The sequence below is a fragment of the Micromonospora sp. NBC_00362 genome (assembly GCF_026342155.1).
Taxonomy (GTDB): Bacteria; Actinomycetota; Actinomycetes; order Mycobacteriales; family Micromonosporaceae; genus Micromonospora; species Micromonospora hortensis.
On record NZ_JAPENH010000001.1, the window covers coordinates 6247514 to 6264942 of the forward strand.

The 17429-nt window shown below is 71.7% G+C and carries 19 protein-coding genes; 14 read left to right on the forward strand and 5 right to left on the reverse strand.

All coding sequences use genetic code 11. The annotated features are described in order from the left end of the window. The first annotated feature begins 62 nt into the window (after window positions 1-62). The gene (locus OG992_RS28935) at window positions 63-635 is read left to right on the forward strand and encodes a GNAT family N-acetyltransferase (RefSeq protein WP_266304806.1); all 573 of its coding nucleotides are present in this window, start codon (window positions 63-65) and stop codon (window positions 633-635) included. 34 nt (window positions 636-669) lie between these two features. Continuing rightward, window positions 670-1569 (forward strand): DUF1963 domain-containing protein, encoded by a 900-nt coding sequence (locus tag OG992_RS28940; protein ID WP_266304807.1) that lies wholly within the window; start codon window positions 670-672, stop codon window positions 1567-1569. Window positions 1570-1692: 123 nt separating this feature from the next. Here the strand turns inward: OG992_RS28940 and OG992_RS28945 are convergent, their stop codons facing one another. Continuing rightward, window positions 1693-2127: a GrpB family protein gene (locus tag OG992_RS28945; protein ID WP_266304808.1), complete on the reverse strand. Its 435-nt coding sequence runs from the start codon at window positions 2125-2127 to the stop codon at window positions 1693-1695. Between the two features lie 144 nt (window positions 2128-2271). Between OG992_RS28945 and OG992_RS28950 the strand changes: the two genes are divergently transcribed. From OG992_RS28950 to OG992_RS28965, 4 genes are read left to right on the forward strand one after another with little or no spacing between them, the layout of a single operon-like run. Further along, window positions 2272-3144, forward strand: coding sequence for an AraC family transcriptional regulator (locus OG992_RS28950; RefSeq protein ID WP_266304809.1), 873 nt, complete (start codon window positions 2272-2274; stop codon window positions 3142-3144). 20 nt (window positions 3145-3164) lie between these two features. Then, window positions 3165-3500 carry a PadR family transcriptional regulator gene (locus tag OG992_RS28955; RefSeq protein ID WP_238687275.1) on the forward strand — a complete coding sequence of 112 codons (336 nt, stop codon included), beginning with the start codon at window positions 3165-3167 and terminating at the stop codon, window positions 3498-3500. Next, the gene (locus OG992_RS28960) at window positions 3494-4528 is read left to right on the forward strand and encodes a hypothetical protein (protein WP_266304810.1); all 1035 of its coding nucleotides are present in this window, start codon (window positions 3494-3496) and stop codon (window positions 4526-4528) included. Before OG992_RS28955 ends, OG992_RS28960 begins: the two co-directional genes overlap by 7 nt. Window positions 4529-4559: 31 nt before the next feature. Then, window positions 4560-5516, forward strand: coding sequence for a hypothetical protein (locus OG992_RS28965; protein ID WP_266304811.1), 957 nt, complete (start codon window positions 4560-4562; stop codon window positions 5514-5516). Window positions 5517-5519: 3 nt separating this feature from the next. Here OG992_RS28965 and OG992_RS28970 read toward each other — a convergent pair whose 3' ends face one another. Both OG992_RS28970 and OG992_RS28975 read right to left on the reverse strand, forming a co-directional pair. Continuing rightward, window positions 5520-6017 (reverse strand): NUDIX domain-containing protein, encoded by a 498-nt coding sequence (locus OG992_RS28970; RefSeq protein WP_238687278.1) that lies wholly within the window; start codon window positions 6015-6017, stop codon window positions 5520-5522. Window positions 6018-6076: 59 nt separating this feature from the next. Beyond that, complete coding sequence (locus OG992_RS28975) at window positions 6077-7177, reverse strand: M48 family metallopeptidase (protein ID WP_266304812.1); 1101 nt, start codon at window positions 7175-7177, stop codon at window positions 6077-6079. Window positions 7178-7517: 340 nt separating this feature from the next. Between OG992_RS28975 and OG992_RS28980 the strand changes: the two genes are divergently transcribed. The 4 genes from OG992_RS28980 (at window position 7518) to npdG (ending at window position 11016) form a co-directional block, all read left to right on the forward strand. Then, the gene (locus tag OG992_RS28980; RefSeq protein WP_238687280.1) at window positions 7518-7721 is read left to right on the forward strand and encodes a hypothetical protein; all 204 of its coding nucleotides are present in this window, start codon (window positions 7518-7520) and stop codon (window positions 7719-7721) included. Window positions 7722-7804: 83 nt separating this feature from the next. After that, entirely contained in the window at window positions 7805-8692 is an 888-nt protein-coding gene (locus tag OG992_RS28985) for a histone (protein WP_266304813.1), read from the forward strand. An 80-nt stretch (window positions 8693-8772) separates the two neighbouring features. Then, window positions 8773-10203, forward strand: a complete 1431-nt coding sequence (locus tag OG992_RS28990; RefSeq protein ID WP_238687282.1) for an RNB domain-containing ribonuclease — start codon at window positions 8773-8775, stop codon at window positions 10201-10203. Window positions 10204-10317: 114 nt separating this feature from the next. Next, the gene (gene npdG / locus OG992_RS28995; protein WP_266304814.1) at window positions 10318-11016 is read left to right on the forward strand and encodes an NADPH-dependent F420 reductase; all 699 of its coding nucleotides are present in this window, start codon (window positions 10318-10320) and stop codon (window positions 11014-11016) included. A gap of 65 nt (window positions 11017-11081) precedes the next feature. On the opposite strand, the gene panB is transcribed toward npdG, so the two are convergent. Together panB and OG992_RS29005 are read right to left on the reverse strand one after the other, a co-directional pair. Next, entirely contained in the window at window positions 11082-11927 is an 846-nt protein-coding gene (panB, locus tag OG992_RS29000; protein ID WP_124855798.1) for a 3-methyl-2-oxobutanoate hydroxymethyltransferase, read from the reverse strand. A gap of 210 nt (window positions 11928-12137) precedes the next feature. Next, on the reverse strand, window positions 12138-13895 hold the full coding sequence (locus tag OG992_RS29005; protein ID WP_238687288.1) for an NAD+ synthase: 1758 nt from the start codon (window positions 13893-13895) through the stop codon (window positions 12138-12140). A gap of 284 nt (window positions 13896-14179) precedes the next feature. On the opposite strand from OG992_RS29005, the gene glnA reads away from it, so the two are divergent. From glnA to OG992_RS29025, 4 genes are all read left to right on the forward strand, one after another. Then, entirely contained in the window at window positions 14180-15529 is a 1350-nt protein-coding gene (glnA, locus tag OG992_RS29010; RefSeq protein ID WP_091409557.1) for a type I glutamate--ammonia ligase, read from the forward strand. Between the two features lie 88 nt (window positions 15530-15617). Next, window positions 15618-16043, forward strand: coding sequence for a DUF350 domain-containing protein (locus OG992_RS29015; protein WP_112582646.1), 426 nt, complete (start codon window positions 15618-15620; stop codon window positions 16041-16043). Between the two features lie 114 nt (window positions 16044-16157). Then, window positions 16158-16850, forward strand: a complete 693-nt coding sequence (locus OG992_RS29020) for a YafY family protein (protein WP_238687290.1) — start codon at window positions 16158-16160, stop codon at window positions 16848-16850. Window positions 16851-16998: 148 nt separating this feature from the next. Next, a complete protein-coding gene (locus tag OG992_RS29025) occupies window positions 16999-17382 on the forward strand; it encodes a VOC family protein (protein ID WP_238687291.1) in 384 nt (127 codons plus the stop codon). Window positions 17383-17429: the final 47 nt, after the last annotated feature.

The following is a 17429-nucleotide window of genomic DNA, read 5'->3' on the forward strand; positions in this document are numbered from 1 at the left end:
AGTCTCCGGTCCGCCACCGTGTCAGGGTCAAGGCGCCTTTTCGGATAGTGTCGACTGCTGTGATGACGCCCGAGATCACCATCGCCACCCCGGCGGACCGCGATGCGGTGGTTGGTACCCTGGTCGCCGCGTTCGTCAAGGATCCGATCCTGCGGTGCCTCTTCCCCGACGAGGAGACCTATCCGCGGTACGCCGCCACCTTCTTCGGGCACCTCTTCGACAAGCGGGTGCACCAGTCGTCGATCTGGACGCTCGGTGGGGGTGCGTCGGTCGCCATCTGGGAGCCACCGGCGGGGTCGCTGACCGGGTCACCGGCGGGCGGGCTCGCCGCTCACTACCCCGCTGACGTGCTGGCCCGCGTCCAGGGCTACGACGACGCCGTGCACGCCGCCCTGCCGACGTTCCCGTTCTGGTACCTCGGCGTCCTGGGCACCCACCCCGACAGCGCCGGACGCGGTTGGGGCCGTGCCGTCATGCGGGCCGGCCTGGCCCGTGCCGCCGCCGAGGGCCTGCCGGCGATCCTGGAGACCAGCAACCCGGGCAACGTCGAGCTGTACCGCCGGGCCGGCTGGGAGGTGGCGGGCTTCCTGCCGGAGCCCGTGCCCACCTGGATCATGCAGCAGCCGCCGCGCTGAACACGCTGATCGCGCGCCTCCTACGCTCGGCGGCGTGCACACCACCCCCTCCAGCCCCATCGACGTGCCACAGATCTTTCCGGCGGTTGCGCCGTTGGCGCGGACGACCGTCCGGTTGCATCCCCGTCCGGGTTCGCCGACAGCGGAGCAGAGTTCGGTAGGCGGCCCGCTGCTGTGGCCGGCCGACGAAGCCTGGCCGATGTGCGACGGGCCGGAGCCGGGCGACCATTACCTCGACTATCCGGGTGAGCCGGCGGCACCGCTGGTGCCGGTGGCGCAGTTGCTGGCCGAGGACGTGCCCGAAGTGCCGTTCCCGGCCGGCACGGACGTCCTACAGGTGTTGTGGTGCCCATTCGACCACGACCCGTGGACGTCACCTCGCCCTTCACTGCGGTGGCGTCGCCGCGCCGATATCGGCGCCCGACTTCACGACATGCCCGTACCGGATGTGGAGTCAGATCCAGCGCACGTCCCCGACCCGTGCGTGCTCGACCCGGAGCGGGTCACCGAGTACCCATCCTGGGACCTCCCGCGTGCCGTGTGGCCGCAGATCGAGGACACGATGAAGCGGGTGGCGCAGGAGACCGGTTGGGAGTACGAAACCGATCTGGCGGTCGCCTCGGGGATCAAGGTCGGCGGTTACCCCGGCTGGACCCAGTCTCCGGACTGGCCGGTCTGCGGGTGCGGCTCGTTCATGGACCATCTGCTGACGGTCGCGAGCTGGGAGTTCAGCCGCGGTGACGAAAAGCGGTGGATTCCGGTAGAGGATCGTCCGGCGATGTCCGGTTGGGAGACGGCCACCACCGACGATCATCCGTGGTCGACGATCCAGAACCCCACCGGGCTCATGCTGGGCGACGTCGGCGGGATCTACCTCTTCGTCTGCACCGCCTGCCCCACCAGGCCGTTCGAGTACCGCTTCGACTGTTCCTGACGAACCCGGGTGGTCACTGGCAGGCTCACATCCTCGGCCCACGGCCCAATCTTGGACACTTTCCGTTAACTGATAACGGAAACTGTCCAAGATCTACGCGCGACCGCCGTCGACGTGAGGTCATCAGGCGGCGAAGATTCGCGCGTAGATCTCGTCGATGACGTCGTTCTTCGCGAGGCTGTAGTCGCGGGGCCGGTGCGCGTTGTCCCGTGCGAGGCGGCGCTTGGTCGCGGCGTACCGCTCCCGGTCGTGCGGATGCGCGCGCAGCCAGTCGCGGAAGAGCCGGTGCCGGATCGGCTCCGGCGCACCCTGGGGCCAGACGTGCAGGTTGACGTCCTCGGCGGGGCTGAGAAGCATCCGGTGCCCGTGCCACCAGGGTTCCCGAAGGACGAGCCGGTACCCGAGCCGTTCCAGGGCGGGGAGATAGGCGTCCTCCTGGGCGGTGTCCTCGATAACGACGGACTCCCACGTCCGCGGCGGCTCGCCCACCAGGCCGGCGTCGACCTGGTCGGGGGTGCCGTGGAAGCGCTGCACGACGTCCTGCGGATACTCGGCCACGTCAACCTCCTTGGGAAGCAAAGTCCGCCAGGCTACGACACGGGCTATCGGTGCCGCCGTACCCGACCGATGCGGGCATCGGATGTCGGGTGGGCGACCGACCCCGCGACCTAACGTCGGTGCTCGAAAGGGAAGGAGGCCCGGGTGCTGGATCGGCTCAACGAGGCCATGGCGTACATCGAGCGTCACCTCGACCAGAAGATCGAGGTGGCCGAGCTGGCGCGGATCGCGCTGACGTCGGAGTACCACTTCCGGCGGCTGTTCTCCGCACTGGCCGGAATGCCGCTGTCGGAGTACATCCGGCGGCGTCGGCTCACCGTCGCCGGTGCGGACGTGCTGGCGGGGGAGCGGACGTTGCTCGACGTCGCCGTGCACTACGGCTACGGCTCGGCGGAGGCGTTCGCCAGGGCGTTCCACGCCGTGCACGGCGTGGGGCCCGGAGAAGCCCGGCGTACGGGCGCGGCGCTGCGCGCCCAGCCCCGGATGTCCTTCCGACTCACAGTCGAAGGGAGTGGCAGCATGGAGTACCGGATCGTCGACAAGGACGCATTCGCACTGGTGGGGCGCAAGGCCCGGGTCCCGTTGGTGCACGAGGGGATGAACCCGGCGATCGTCGCGTTCATCCGGAGCATCGACAAGGAGACGACCGAACGGATCGAGGCGCTCTCCGATCAGGAGCCGAAGGGGATCGTCAACGTCAGCGACAACCTCGCCGACAGCCGCCAGGAGGGCACCGAGCTGGACTACTGGCACGGGGTGGTGACCGCAGCCGAGCCGCCGGAGGACCTGGACGCGCTGCCGGTGCAGGCCGGGTCGTGGGCGGTGTTCACCACCTCCGGCGCGTTTCCGCAGGCGGTGCAGTACCTGTGGCGTGACGTGTTCACCCAGTGGTTTCCGTCCAACCCGTACCGCAGCCGACCTGGACCGGAGATCAGCCGGGTCCGCGTGTCGGCGGACGGCACCCAGGCGGACGCCGAGCTGTGGATTCCCGTCGAACGGGTACCCACCCCTATGTAGAGTTCCGATACAGTGGTCACATGCGGATGACCATTCCGGTCGCGAAGGTGCTCGCGGCGCTGCTCGCCGAGCCCGACGAGCAGCGCTACGGGCTCGACCTGATGCGATTGACCGGCCTGCCCAGCGGCACCCTCTACCCGGTGCTGCACCGGTTGCAGGGGGCCGGCTGGCTGGCCGCCGACTGGGAGGCGATCGATCCCGTAGCGGCCGGGCGGCCGGCCCGCCGCTACTACCGACTGACCGCCGTCGGGGTGACGCAGGCTCGGCAGGCGCTCGCCGACCTGCGGGCCGCGATCCCCGACGGTGGCCGTCGCCCGTGGGGCGGCACCGAGCCCACCGGAGCGCCGGCGTGGTGACCCGCCGTGCCGCCGAGCTGCTGCTGGAGTTGGCCGCGCGCCGTTGGCCGGCCGGCGTTCGCGACGACCTGCGCCGCGAGTGGGCCGCCGAGCTGCACGTCCTCGCCGAAAGCGGTCACCGGACGAGGATGCTGGGCTTCGCGGTGAGCCTGGCCGTCAGTCGCACCGGCGCCCCGATCGTCGACCGCCGCCTGATGCGCGGTCGGATCGGCCGCACCGTCGCCGCTCTACTGCTGTCCCCGATCGCCTGCGTCGGGATCGTGGCCCTCGGTGTGTTGGCGCTGTTCTTCGTCGACTCGTTGCTGGTGCGGGCGAGTTGGGTGGAGCGGGCGCAGAGGCCGATCTGGGCGGCGTTCACCATCGTGCTGGCGATCGTGCTGGCGGTGTTCGCCGCCCGCTGGGCCCGGCACAACGCACTTGACGGCCCACTTCGTATCGCGCTCGGCGTGGTGCTCCCGGTCGGTGCGGCCGTCATCCTGTTCGTGTACGTCGTCAACTTCAGGTACGTCGTCAACGCCGAGGGCCTGGCCGACGCCGTACCCGGTCTGCTGCTCTGGTCGGCCGGCCTGACGCTCACGCTCTGGGCCGCGGCGAGCCTCGCCGCCCGGGGTCGCGTCCGCACCGCCTGGTGGGTGGGCGTCCTCGGCGCACTCGTCGCCGCGGACCTCGCGGTGATCCTCGTCATCGTCGACGCGTACCCCGCCGGATTCGGCGCTGGGCCGACGATCGAGGCACGGGAGCGCGTCGACCCGATCTCCGCGCCGCTGTGGCTCTTCGCCTGCTGGACGGACTGGAACTTCGGCCTGCCCCGGCCGATCGAGTGGGAGATCTTCCTGATCACCAACCGGGTGTTGATAGAGCCCATGCTCTACCTGGCCTGCACGCCGTACGCGCTCGCGTACACCATCCGGGCGGCCCGGTCCTCGCCCGACGCGCCGGTCGCTCTGGCCCAGACGCGCAGCGCCACGGGCTGGGCATACACGGCGAGCGGAAAGCCCCACCTGGGCACCCGAGCGGCGAACGGGTGAGGAAAACGGGAGCGACCATCGGAGCGCCGGCATGGTGACCCGCCGGATCGCCGAGCTGTTGCTGAAGTTGGCCGCGCGCCGTTGGCCGACCGACGTCCGCGACGACCTGCGCCGCGAGTGGGCCGCCGAGCTGCACGTCCTCGCCGAGAGCGGTCGCTGGACGACGATGGTCGGCTTCGCCATGAGCCTGGCCGTCAGCCGGGCCGGTGCCCCGCTCGTCGACCGCAGCATGATGCATCGGCGGGCCCGCCGTACCGCCGCCGCCCTGCTACTGGCCCCGCTCGCCTGCGCCACGATCGTGGTCGTCAGCGCGCTGGTCATGAGTCAGGTCCACAACGTGCTGTCGATACGGGTGAGCTGGTCGACAGCGGCGCAGTTGCCGCTCTGGTCGACGCTGACAGTCGGCTTCGCGGTGCTGTTGGCGAGGTACACGTCACGGTCGGCCCGGCACTCCGCACTTCGGGGCCCGCTGCGCATCGCGCTCGGCGTGGTGCTCCCCGTCGGTGTGGCCGCACTCGGGCTCATGTCCGTCGTCAACGGCAGTGTCTTCGGCAGGTTCGTACCCGGTCTGCTGCTCTGGTTGGCTGGCCTGACGCTGGCCCTGTGGGCTGCGGCGAACCTCGCCGCCCGGGGTCGGGTTGGCGTCGCCTGGTTGGTCGGCCTCCTCGGCGCGCTCGTCGCGGCCGACCTGGCAGTGATTCTCTTCGTGCTCCAGACCATTCCGGGGCCCGGCACCGTCCCGGCCGACGCGATGACACCGGACAGCGTCGACCGGATCTCCGCGCCGCTGTGGCTCCTGGTCTGCTGGACCGACTGGAACTTCGGCCTGCCCCGCCCCACGTCGTGGGAGATCTTCCTGATCACCGACCAGTTGTTGCTGGAGCCGATGTTCTACCTGGCCTGCACGCCGTACGCGCTCGCGTACACCATCCGGGCGGCCCGGTCGGCGCCCGCCGAGACGGTCGCGCTCGCGCCGACCCCGGTGTGAACCTCAGTCGGGTACGTCGTCCCACGTCGTACCCGGCTCCAGGTAACCGGCCAGCTGGTTCTCGCGCAACGCGTACGCGATGACCAGCAGGGCGTGCTTGTCCAGCTCGGGCAGCCGGTCCAGCGGGAACCACCGCACGGCCAGCGACTCGTCGTCGTTGACGCGGGCGGTGCCGGCCACCAACCGGCACAGGAACCCCAGGTTCAGGTATTCGCAGCGGTCGCCATTCGGGTACGTGTGCGGGTGCGACACGGCGCTGGACATCCGCACCGGCGCCACCTCCAGGCCCGTCTCCTCGCGCACCTCACGGACGAGCGCGGTGGCCGGCTGCTCGCCCGGCTCGACGAAACCGCTGACCACCGACCAGCGCCCGTCGTCGGCACGCTGGCCGAGCAGCAGCTCACCGGCGTCGTTGCGGACCACCGCGCTGACGCTCGGCAGCCAGAGCAGGTCATGGCCGACGTGCTTGCGCAGCCCCACGATGTAGTCCGGTGTCGCCATCCGGCGATCATAGGCCGCTGCCGCTCTGCCCAACGCCGCCCGCGGGTGCGCGTCCGGCGTCAGCCCGACCAGCTGACGGTACGGCGGAAGCGGTCGTACTCCTTGCCGAGTTCGGCGTCGATCCGTTCCATCCGGGCTTCGGTGAGCACCACCGAGGGATCCTGCCATCCGCGCCCGGCGAGCATCTGGCGGCGCAGTCCGGTCGGTGGGTGAGCGGCGAACAGCGACGCCTCGTCGCGGACCGACAGCTGCCGCAGCAACGGCAACCGGTCCGTCCTGGCCGCACGGGACTCGGCCAGCGCCGAGCGCCACCGGTCCGGGCCATGCCCCGCCCGGCTCTCCCGACGCACCGCCAGCGCCAACGACTCGGTGGCGAGCAGGGTGTCGAGGAAATCGGTAGCGGCGGTCGTGCCGGCCACCCGGGCGGCCAGTTCGTCGGCGAGGTACTCGGCGCGCTGACTGTCCCGCAGTGCCACAGTCACCAACAGCAGGTACGCGACGAACAGCACCCGCGACACCACCCACTGGAACGCGCGGCCCACCGCGTCGCCCAGCATCTCCACCAGCCCCGCCCCGACGCTGGTCCGCACCGGCCGGAACAGGTCGGCGGCCGAGCCGAGCATGGTGAACGCGGGCTGGGTGAACAGGCCCCGGCGCGGGTCACCGTTGACGAAGTGACCGAGTTCGTGGCCGAGCAACGCCACCCGGCCACCGGCGGGAAGCGAACCCCACAGCGGAAGTCCGAGACCGAGCACCTTCCGCCGCCGCAACCCGACAGTGCCCGCGTACGCGTTGATGGTGTCGTCCACGCCCACCACGTCCGGCGCAGGCGCCCCGACCGCAGCGGCCACCTCGTCGATCAGGTCGAACAGCTCCGGCGCCTGGTCGCGGGTGAGCACCTCCAGTTCCGGGTCGAGGCGACCGAACCGGGGCCGCAACGCGATCGCCAGACCGACCATCGCCACACCCGGCACGATCGCCAGGTTGGGAAACGGGAACGCCACGATCAGCCAACCACCGACGACCGCGAGCGCGAGCACCGCGGCGATCAGGAGCAACGAGGCTGCTGCGGTGAGCGTCCGGGCGGCGTCGGACCCGTTGGTGCCCAACGGTCGCCCAACCAGTTCGGTGAACTGCCGCCTGGTCGCCCGGAACGCCATTCGGTAGGTCCACCGGTCGACCCAACTCCACCCGAACTCGCGTTGGCGACGTGCCTGGTCATAGGCGTCCAGATTCCATTCACAGCTGGGACACCAGGGCACCGCGTCGCGTACCGATGCCGTCGTCGCCGCACACCCCGGGCACGCCCCCGCGCCGGTCACCGTATTGATCACGAGCGCAGATCATGCCTCAGCCCTGGATCGCACCGGAACTGACTGTTCGTCCGACCCTATTTCCGCGTTCCGCCCCGACGAACGCAATGCATATCTACTGTGGAGATCGTCGGCGACTTGTGCGATCCGGTGGCGGCCGGCCGGTTCGCGGTGCACAGTGATTCCCATGAGCGACAGCGGACGTGGTGGGCAGTTCTACTGGTGCACCCGGCATCACCGGGTCGAGACGGACACCAACGTGTGTCCGGCGAAGCACGTTCTCGGCCCGTACGACTCGGCGGCCGACGCGGAGAACGCCCTGCAACGAGTGCAGGAGCGGAACGAGGCGTGGGATGCCGAGGACGCTCGTTGGGCCGGGGACGACAGATAGGCGGCGCGGGACGGCTCGCGCCGAGGTATTTCGTGCTCCGCGAGGACGCACGCGAGAGCACGTCCCCCGAGGAGGGAACCACGATGGCCGAAGCACAGCAGGCCACCAAGCGCCCGGCCGCCCGACGCACCACCGCGAAGAAGACCGCCGCGGCGGAGCGGAACACGGCGGCGAGCCGGACCACCCCCGTGCGCAAGTCCACCGCGGCTGCCGCGAAGGCACCGGCCCGCAAGGCCGCCGGCGGGGCGGGCCGCGCACCGGCCAGGAAGACCACCACGGCGGCCACGAAGGCCCCCGCGAAGAAGGCCACGACCAGGACCACCGCCGCGGCCAAGAAGGCCCCCGCGAAGGCCTCGACCACCACCCGCAAGACGACCACCGCCGCCAAGCGGGCCCCGGCGTCCGCCGCGCGCAAGACCACCACCGCCGCGCGCAAGACCACCACCGCCGCGAAGAAGACCACCGGCACGGCGAAGAAGACGGTGAGCGCGGCGAAGAAGACCACCGCCAGCGCGGCGAGAAAGACCACCACCGCCGCCAAGGCCCCGGCGAAGAAGACCACCACCGCCGCCAAGGCCTCGGCGCGCAAGACCACCACCGCCGCGAAGGCCCCGGCGCGCAAGACCACCAGCGCGGCGAAGGCCCCGGCGCGGAAGGTGGCGACCAAGGCGTCCGCCGCCAAGAAGACAGCGACGAAGAAGACGGCCGCTGCGAAGAAGACCGCGTCGACCCGCCCCAGCGGTGGCGCGCGCAAGGCTCCGGCCAAGAAGGCCCCGGCCGCGAAGGCGACGGGTACCTCGTCGACCACCGCCCGCAAGGCGGCGGCGAAGAAGGCCCCGGCGAAGAAGACCGTCGCGGCCAAGGCGCCGGCCCGCAAGGTGACAGCCCGCAAGTCTCCGGCCAGCCCGGTCGCCGCCCGAGCCACCGCACCCAGGGGGGCCCGCAGCGCCGCCCGCAAGGCGACCGGCTGAGCGCGGAGCATCCCCTCACCGGTCGGATTTCCGGCCGGTCACCGGAAGCGGATCACCCGTGGCGCTGTCAGGATTGACCCGTGGTCATCCGACGCGTACTCGCGCCCCGCATCGACTTCGGCGCGTTGCGCCGCGAGCTCGGCCTGCCCGAGGAGTTTCCGGCCGACGCCCAGCGTGAAGCCGACGAGGCGGCTGCGGCACCGCCGCAGCCGCCCGTCGACCGCACGGACATACCGTTCGTCACTCTCGACCCGGCCACCTCGCGGGATCTGGACCAGGCGATGCACCTCAGCCGCCGCCCCGACGGGGGCTACCGGGTGCGGTACGCGATCGCCGACGTCGCCGCGCACGTCAGACCGGGTGGGGCGTTGGAGGCGGAGACCTGGCGGCGGGGGCAGACCATCTACCTGCCCGACGGCAACGTGCCGCTGCACCCGCACACCCTCAGCGAGGGTGCGGCGAGTCTGCTGCCCGACGACGACCGGGCAGCTGTGGTCTGGACCATCGACCTGGACGCCGACGGCGGCACCGTGGCCGTCGAGCTGGAACGCGCCCTGGTCCGCAGCCGCGCCAAACTCGACTACAGCGGAGTGCAGGCGGCAGCCGAGGCCGGGCGGCTACCCGACCCGATCGCGCTGCTGCCGGAGATCGGCGACCGACTGACCGCGCGAGGGCTGAGCCGGGGCGCCATCAACCTGCCGCTGCCCGAGCAGGATCTGGAGCCCGACGGTGAGGGCTGGCGGCTGGTGCTGCGCGCGCCGGTGCCGATGGAAGAACACAACGCGCAGATCTCCCTGCTGACCGGGATGGCTGCCGCCGACATCATGCTGGCCGGCCGGGTGGGTCTGCTACGGACGATGCCGGCGCCCAAGCCGGAGGCGGTGCAGCGGCTCCGGGCCGCCGCCGCGCCGCTGGGCGTGCACTGGCCGGACGACGTGGGCCCGGGACAGGTCATCGCCGGTCTGGACGCCGCCCAGCCACGCGCCGCCGCGTTCATCGACCAGGCGGCCGAGCTGATGCGCGGTGCCGCGTACACATCCTTCGACGGGGAGCTGCCGGAGCAGCCGGAACATGGTGGCGTGGCGGCCGCGTACGCCCACGTGACGGCGCCGTTGCGGCGGCTGGCCGACCGGTACGCCACCGAGGTCTGCCTGGCCCTGCACGCCGGCCAGGCGGTGCCCGACTGGGCCCGCGCCGCGCTGCCCCGGCTGCCCGAGGTGATGGCGAGCACCGACCGGGTCGCCTCGGCGGCCGCTCGTGGTGCCGTCGAGTTGGCCGAGGCGGCGGTGCTGGAGCACCGGGTGGGCGAGACCTTCGACGCGGCCGTCCTAGACGTCGACGCCCCGCCCAACGGCAAGTCCCGGCCCCGACCGCCCGGTGGCACCGTCGCGCTGGACGCCCCGCCGGTACGCGCCCGCTGCCTCGGCCAACTGCCGCTCGGCGAACGGGTCCGGGTCCGCCTGGTCACCGCCGACCCGGCGGCCCGTACCGTCCTGTTCGAGCTGGCCTGACCGGGCCGCCGTCGCTGGCCCAATCCTCGCCCGGGGGTGCGGTCGCTCGCGGTAGCGGGGATTCTCACAGCGCTCGGCGCTGCTGCCGGACGAGCGGTTTGCGAGGATGAGGCCATGGCATACGACGCGAGCACGCTGCCCGACGTGTCCGGGCTGACTGTCGGCATCATCGGCGGCACCGGCGACCAGGGGCGGGGCCTCGCCTACCGCTTCGCGCGGGCCGGCCAGACGGTGCTGATCGGGTCCCGGTCGGCTGAGCGGGCCGCCGAGTCCGCGGCGGAGATCGCCGCCCTGCCCGGGGTGCCGGCCGGCGGCAGCGTCACCGGTGCGGCAAACGACGAGGTGGCCCGACGCAGCGACGTGGTGATCATCGCGGTGCCGTGGGACGGGCACGCCGCCACCGTCGCCGCCCTCGCCGAGCCGCTCGCCGGCCGGATCGTCGTCGACTGCGTCAACCCGCTCGGCTTCGACAAGCAGGGCCCGTACGCGCTGACCGTCGCCGAGGGCAGCGCCGTGCAGCAGGCCGCCGCGCTGCTGCCCGACGCCCGGGTCTGCGCCGCGTTCAACCACGTCAGCGCTCCGCTGCTGGCCGACCCCGAGGTCGACCGGATCGACCTGGACGTGCTGATCTGCACCGAGGACCGCGAGCTGGTCGACATCGTCGGCGCGCTGGCCGCCCGGATCCCGGGCATGCGGGGCATCTACGCCGGCCGGTTGCGCAACGCCCACCAGATCGAGGCGTTCACCGCCAACCTGATCGCCATCAACAAGCGCTACAAGGCGCACGCCGGCCTCCGCGTCACCGACCTCTGACACTCGATATCGGGGTGTCCCGGTGCTGCCAGGACACCCCGATATCGGCAGGACCGAGTCGCTGGCTAGAAGGTGTGTTCGGCGGCGGGGAACTCGCCGCCGCGGACCTCGTCGGCGAAACGGCGGGTGGCGTCGGTGAGAGCGCCGGCCAGATCCGCGTACCGCTTGACGAAACGGGGCGCCTTGCCCGTCCGCAGGCCGGCCATGTCCTGCCAGACCAGCACCTGCGCATCGGTGTCCGGGCCCGCGCCGATGCCCACAGTGGGAATCGGCAGCTCGTGGGTGATCCGCTTGGCCACCTCGCCGGGCACCATCTCCAACACCACGGCGAACGCGCCCGCCTCCGCCACAGCCCGTGCGTCGGCCAGCACCTCGTCGGCGGCGTCGCCGCGACCCTGCACCCGGTAGCCGCCCAGTGTGTGCTCGCTCTGCGGGGTGAAACCGATGTGCGCCATCACCGGGATGCCGGCGCCGACGATCGCGGCGATCTGCGCGGCGTTGCGGCGGCCACCCTCCAACTTCACCGCGTGACAGCCACCCTCCTTCATGAACCGGACGGCGGTGCGCAGCGCCTGGGCCGGACCTTCCTCGTACGAGCCGAACGGCAGGTCACCGACGACCAGCGCCTGCCGGGTCGCCCGCACCACGGCCCGAACCAGCGGAAGCAGCTCGTCGGCGGTGATCGGCAGGGTGGTCTCGTAGCCGAACACGTTGTTCGCGGCCGAGTCGCCGACCAGCAGCACCGGAACACCGGCCTGGTCGAAGATCGACGCCGTGTACTGGTCGTACGAGGTGAGCATCGGCCACCGCTCGCCGCGCTCCTTGGCGGCCATCAGGTCGCGGGTGCGGACCCGTCGGGTGGCCGGGCCGCCGTACAACGCGGTCACCTCGTGCGGAGTGGACTCCACCATCTCTGTCTCCCTTCCTCGAGGCCGCCTGCGCGGTCCCCGGGTTCCGTCGCGATCGTCGCACCGCGAGACGGGCTGACGGCAGGGCCCAGTGCAAGATGTCACTCCACCAGCGCGGGGCCGCCCCCACCTGGCCAACCGGGACCGCGCCGCGCGGTCACCGCGAGGCGGCGCCGGGCCGCGCCACCGACCCGGCACCCCCAGGGGTACGGCTCAGCCGTGCTCGCGCCACCGGCTGGTGATCGGCAGACGGCGGTCCCGGCCGAACGCCTTCATGGAGATCTTCGTGCCCGGCGCCGACTGCCGTCGCTTGTACTCGGCGGTATCCACCAGCCGCAGCACCTTGTCCACGATCGCCGGGTCGTGACCCGACTCGACCAGCCCGTCGCGGCCGAGGTCACCGTCGACGTAGCCGATCAGGATCGGGTCCAGGACGTCGTAGTCGGGCAGGCTGTCGCTGTCGAGCTGCCCCGGGCTCAGCTCGGCGCTCGGCGGCTTGCCGATCGAGTTCTCCGGGATCGGGGCGGTCTCACCGCGCCGGGCCGCGTCCCTGTTGCGCCACTTCGCGAGCCGCCAGATCAGCGTCTTCCACACGTCCTTGACCGGGTTGAAGCCGCCCACCGAGTCGCCGTACAGGGTGGAGTAGCCGACCGCCAGCTCACTCTTGTTGCCGGTGGTCAGCACCAGGTGGCCCTCCTGGTTCGACAGCGCCATCAGGATCACGCCACGGACCCGGGCCTGCAGGTTCTCCACTGCCACGCCGGACAGCGACAGGTTGGCCAAAAAGCCGTCGACCATCGGCTGGATCGGCTCGACGCGGTAGTCCAGGCCGGTGCGCTTGGCCAGGTCGGCGGCGTCCTCCCGGGAGTGCTCCGAGGAGTGCTGGCTGGGCAGCGACACCCCGACCACCCGGTCCGGCCCGAGCGCGTCGACGGCGAGCGCGGCCACCACCGCCGAGTCGATGCCGCCGGACAGGCCGAGCACCACCGACGGGAACCGGTTCTTGTTGACGTAGTCACGCAGACCCAGCACCAGCGCCTGCCACACCTCGGCCTCGTCGGCCACCGGCTCGATCAGCCCGCCGGTGGCGGCCGGGCCGGACGGCGTGGGCGGAATGCCGTCCAGCGTGCTGTGCACGATCCGCATGCCGTCCGCGACGGTCTCCGTGGTCGTCGCGGCGCTCGCGGCCGGCAACTCGACGTCGTGCACGAGCAGGTGCTCGACGAACTGCGGTGCCCGGGTGAGCAGCTCACCGTCGGCGCTCACGATCATCGAGTCGCCCTCGAAGACCAGCTCGTCCTGGCCGCCGATCATGTTGACGTACGCGATGGCGGCGCCCGCCTCGGCGGCCCGGCGGCGAACCAGCGGCAGCCGGATGTCGTCCTTGTTCAGCTCGTACGGCGAGCCGTTGATGTTGACGACCAGGCCGACGCCGGCCATCCGGGCGGCGGCGAACGGACCGCCGGCCTGCCACAGGTCCTCGCAGATGGTCAGCGCGACGTCCACGCCGCCGATCCGCACCACTGTCAGCGCGTCACCGGAGACGAAGTACCGGTCTTCGTCGAAGACCCCGTAGTTGGGCAGGTGGTGCTTGAAGTAGCGGGCGGCCACGACGCCCCGGTGCAGCAGCGCGGCGGCGTTACGGGCACCCCGGCCCGGCTCGGCGTCCCCGCTGACCTGCGGCGGGCCGTCGGCGTCCAGGTAGCCGACCACGACCGGCAACTCGCCGAGACCGTCGGCGGCCAGGTCGGCGGCCAGCCGCTCCACGGCGGCCCGGGACGCGGCCACGAAGGAACGCCGGAAGACGAGGTCCTCGACCGGGTACCCGGTCAGCATCATCTCCGGGAAGAGCACCAGCTGGGCACCGGCATCGGCGGCCTGGCGAGTCCAGCTGCGGACCAGGTCGGCGTTTCCGGCGAGGTCGCCGACGCTCGGGTTGACCTGGGACAGGGCGAGACGCAGGGTGGGCATGCCTTCATCTTGCCCCAGCCTCGTCGCGACAATCCGTACCCTCCGACGAGATTGCCGCCACCCGCCCGCGACCGGCGTCCGAGAGGCCGCGGCGGCAGGAGCTCGGCCGTCGTGGAGGCGGTCTCGGCGGCACGGCGCTGGCCCGCGCTCGCCGGGCGGGACACGAGAGGACGGCCGGCGGCAGTTCGCGTAACGTCTGCGTAACCAGGCCCGGGAACACTGGGCGATCAGGCCGGGTACAGCCCGGCCAAGGCGGACAAAAAGTGTCGCGAGGGGTTGGGGAAGTGGACCGTCAGCAGGAGTTCGTCCTCCGCACGCTGGAAGAGCGGGACATCCGGTTCGTCCGGCTGTGGTTCACCGACGTTCTGGGCACGCTCAAGAGCGTTTCGGTGGCACCCGCCGAGCTCGAGGCGGCCTTCGAGGAAGGCATCGGCTTCGACGGCTCGGCGATCGAGGGCTTCGCCCGGGTCTTCGAATCGGACATGGTGGCCATGCCCGACCCGACCACCTTCCAGGTCTTCCCCTTCGAGGGCGGCGTCAGCGGCGAGAGCGCCCGGATGTTCTGCGACATCCTGCTGCCCGACGGCGGGCCGTCCTGGGCAGACCCCCGGCACGTGCTGCGCCGCGCGCTGTCCAAGGCAGCCGAGAAGGGCTTCACCTTCTACACCCACCCCGAGATCGAGTTCTTCCTGCTCGAGAACGGTCCGCAGGACGGCTCGGTGCCCACCCCGGTCGACACCGGCGGCTACTTCGAGCACACCACCCACGCCGTCGCCCGGGACTTCCGCCGTCAGGGCGTCCTGGCGCTGGAACGGATCGGCATCTCGGTGGAGTTCAGCCACCACGAGGTCGCGCCCGGCCAGCAGGAGATCGACCTGCGCTACGCCGACGCGCTGACCACCGCCGACAACATCATGACCTTCCGGCACGTGGTCAAGGAGGTGGCACTCTCCACCGGTGTGCAGGCCAGCTTCATGCCGAAGCCGTTCACCGACCAGCCGGGCAGCGGGATGCACACCCACCTGTCGCTGTTCGAGGGGGAGCGCAACGCCTTCCACGACAGCGGCGACCCGATGAAGCTGTCCAAGGTGGCGAAGTCGTTCATCGCCGGCCTGCTGGTGCACGCCCGCGAGTACACGGCTGTCACCAACCAGTGGGTCAACTCGTACAAGCGGCTCTTCCCGCAGCACCTGCCCGACCGGATCACCGAGAGCCCGGCGTACGTCTGCTGGGGTCACCTCAACCGGTCCGCGCTGGTCCGGGTTCCCGCGTACGGCAAGCCCAACTCGGCCCGGGTCGAGGTCCGCTCGCTGGACTCGGCGGCCAACCCGTACCTCGCCTTCGCGGTGCTGCTCGGCGCCGGCCTCAAGGGCATCGAGGAGGGGTACGAGCTGCCGCCGGGCGCCGAGGACGACGTCTGGTCGCTGACCAGCGCGGAGCGGCGCGCCATGGGCTACGAGGCGCTGCCGGAGAACCTCGCCGAGGCGATCGACGTGATGGCCGGCTCGGAACTGGTCGCCGAGGTGCTCGGCGAACACGTCTTCGACTTCTTCCTGCGCAACAAGCGGGCCGAGTGGGAGCAGTACCGCCGTGAGGTCACCCCGTACGAGCGGCAGCGCTACCTGGCCCTGTAGACGCGGGGGCTGACGCCGTTGCGCGCTGCCGCTATCGTCTCGATCACCGCGCCGGTACCCTCCGGGCGGAGAGTCGGGAGGCAAGTCGGTGCTGGAGGATCTGTTCAGCGGTGCCTGGCAGAGCGTCGTGTTCGGGATCGTCGGCGTCGGCCTCATGGCCGCCGGCTTCGGGCTCGTCGACCTGCTCACCCCGGGCCGGTTGCGAGACCTGATCTGGGTCGAGCGCAACGCCAACGCGGGGTTGCTGCTCGCCGCCAACCAGCTCGGCATCGCCGGGATCGTCTTCACCGCGATCCTCACCAGCTACAGCGACTTCGGCAAGGGGCTCGCCTCCACCGTGGTCTTCGGACTGGTCGGGTTGGCGATCATGGCGCTGGCCTTCGTGGTGCTGGACCTGCTCACCCCCGGCAAGCTTGGCGAGGTCATCTGCTCGCCCGAGCCGCACCCGGCCGCCCGGGTCAGCGCCGCCACCCACTTCGGGGCCGCGCTGATCGTCTGCGCCTGCATCGCCTGAGCCGGTTGTCCGCGTCGACGCGCGGGTGGTCGTCTGCGGCGCTGTCTCAGTCGTCCGCGTTGCCGTGCGGGCGGGCGCCGGTGGGCGTCGTACCCCGGCCGTAGCGTGCCGGGCATGAACCGCACTGATCGCCTGTACGCGCTGGTCGAGGAGCTACGGGCGGTGTCACCGCGGCCGCGCAGCGCCCGTTGGCTGGCCGCGCGCTTCGAGGTGAGCAGCCGGACCATCGAACGGGACCTGGGCGCGTTGCAGGAGGCCGGTGTGCCGATCTGGGCCGAGCCCGGGCGCACCGGCGGCTACGTCCTGGACCGCGCCCGCACCCTGCCGCCGGTCAACCTGACCGCCGCCGAGGCGGTGGCGATGGCAGTGGCGCTGCACCGGCTCGCCGGCTCGCCGTTCGCCGGGCCGGCCGCCACCGCGCTGCGCAAGCTGGTGGCGGTGCTGCCGGCCGCCGACGCCGCCGAGGCACACCGCCTCGCCGGCCGGGTGCACCTGATCGGCGACGGGCCGGCCGCGCCCGTCCCGGCCACCGTCGCCGACGCGGTCACCGCGCGGCGGGTGCTGCGCATCCGGTACGCCGACCGCGCCGGCGCCGACTCGACCCGTGACGTCGAGCCACTCGGCTACCTCGGCAACTCCCGACACTGGTACCTGGTCGCCTGGTGCCGCCTGCGCGACGAACTGCGGTGCTTCCGCACCGACCGGATCCGGAGCGTCTGGGCGCTGCCCGACGTGGTGGCCCGGGAGCTACGCCTGACGGATCTCGACATCCCGCACGAGCGGGTCCGCCCGCTGAGCCTGGTGTGAGACGAGTTCGGCGCGGCGGCCTGGTAGCCCTCGTCGCGGGGAACCCCGCCGGGTGATCCGGAAACACCGACAGGACGCTGTCGCCAACGGCCCCGAGACTGCTCCAGACGACGGCCGAACGGCCGGCACGAAATTCTGGAGGCAGTAGATGTCCAGGTCCACCACGCCCATCACCTGGTTCGAGATCGGCACCGACCGGCCCGAGGACGCGGAGCGGTTCTACGGGGAGCTGTTCGGCTGGACCTTCGAGGAGCAGGGCTCGACCAACGGCGGGTCCTACCGCGTGACCGAGGCCGGCGGCGACACCGGGATCGGCGGGGCGATCCGGGCGACCGACGGCACGTCGCCGAACTACACGGTGTTCTACGCCGAAGTCGCCGACGTGGCGGAGACCTGCCGGCAGGCCGAAGCTGCCGGCGGCCGGGTCCTGGTGCCAGCGCGTACGGCACCGAGCGGTCTCACGTTGGCCCACCTACTCGACCCGGCCGGCAACCACCTGGGCGTGTTCACGCCCCCACCCCCGCAGCCCTGACCCCATTCCCGGGGCCGCGCTGATGCCCGGCTGGCCTGGCCGTGGGA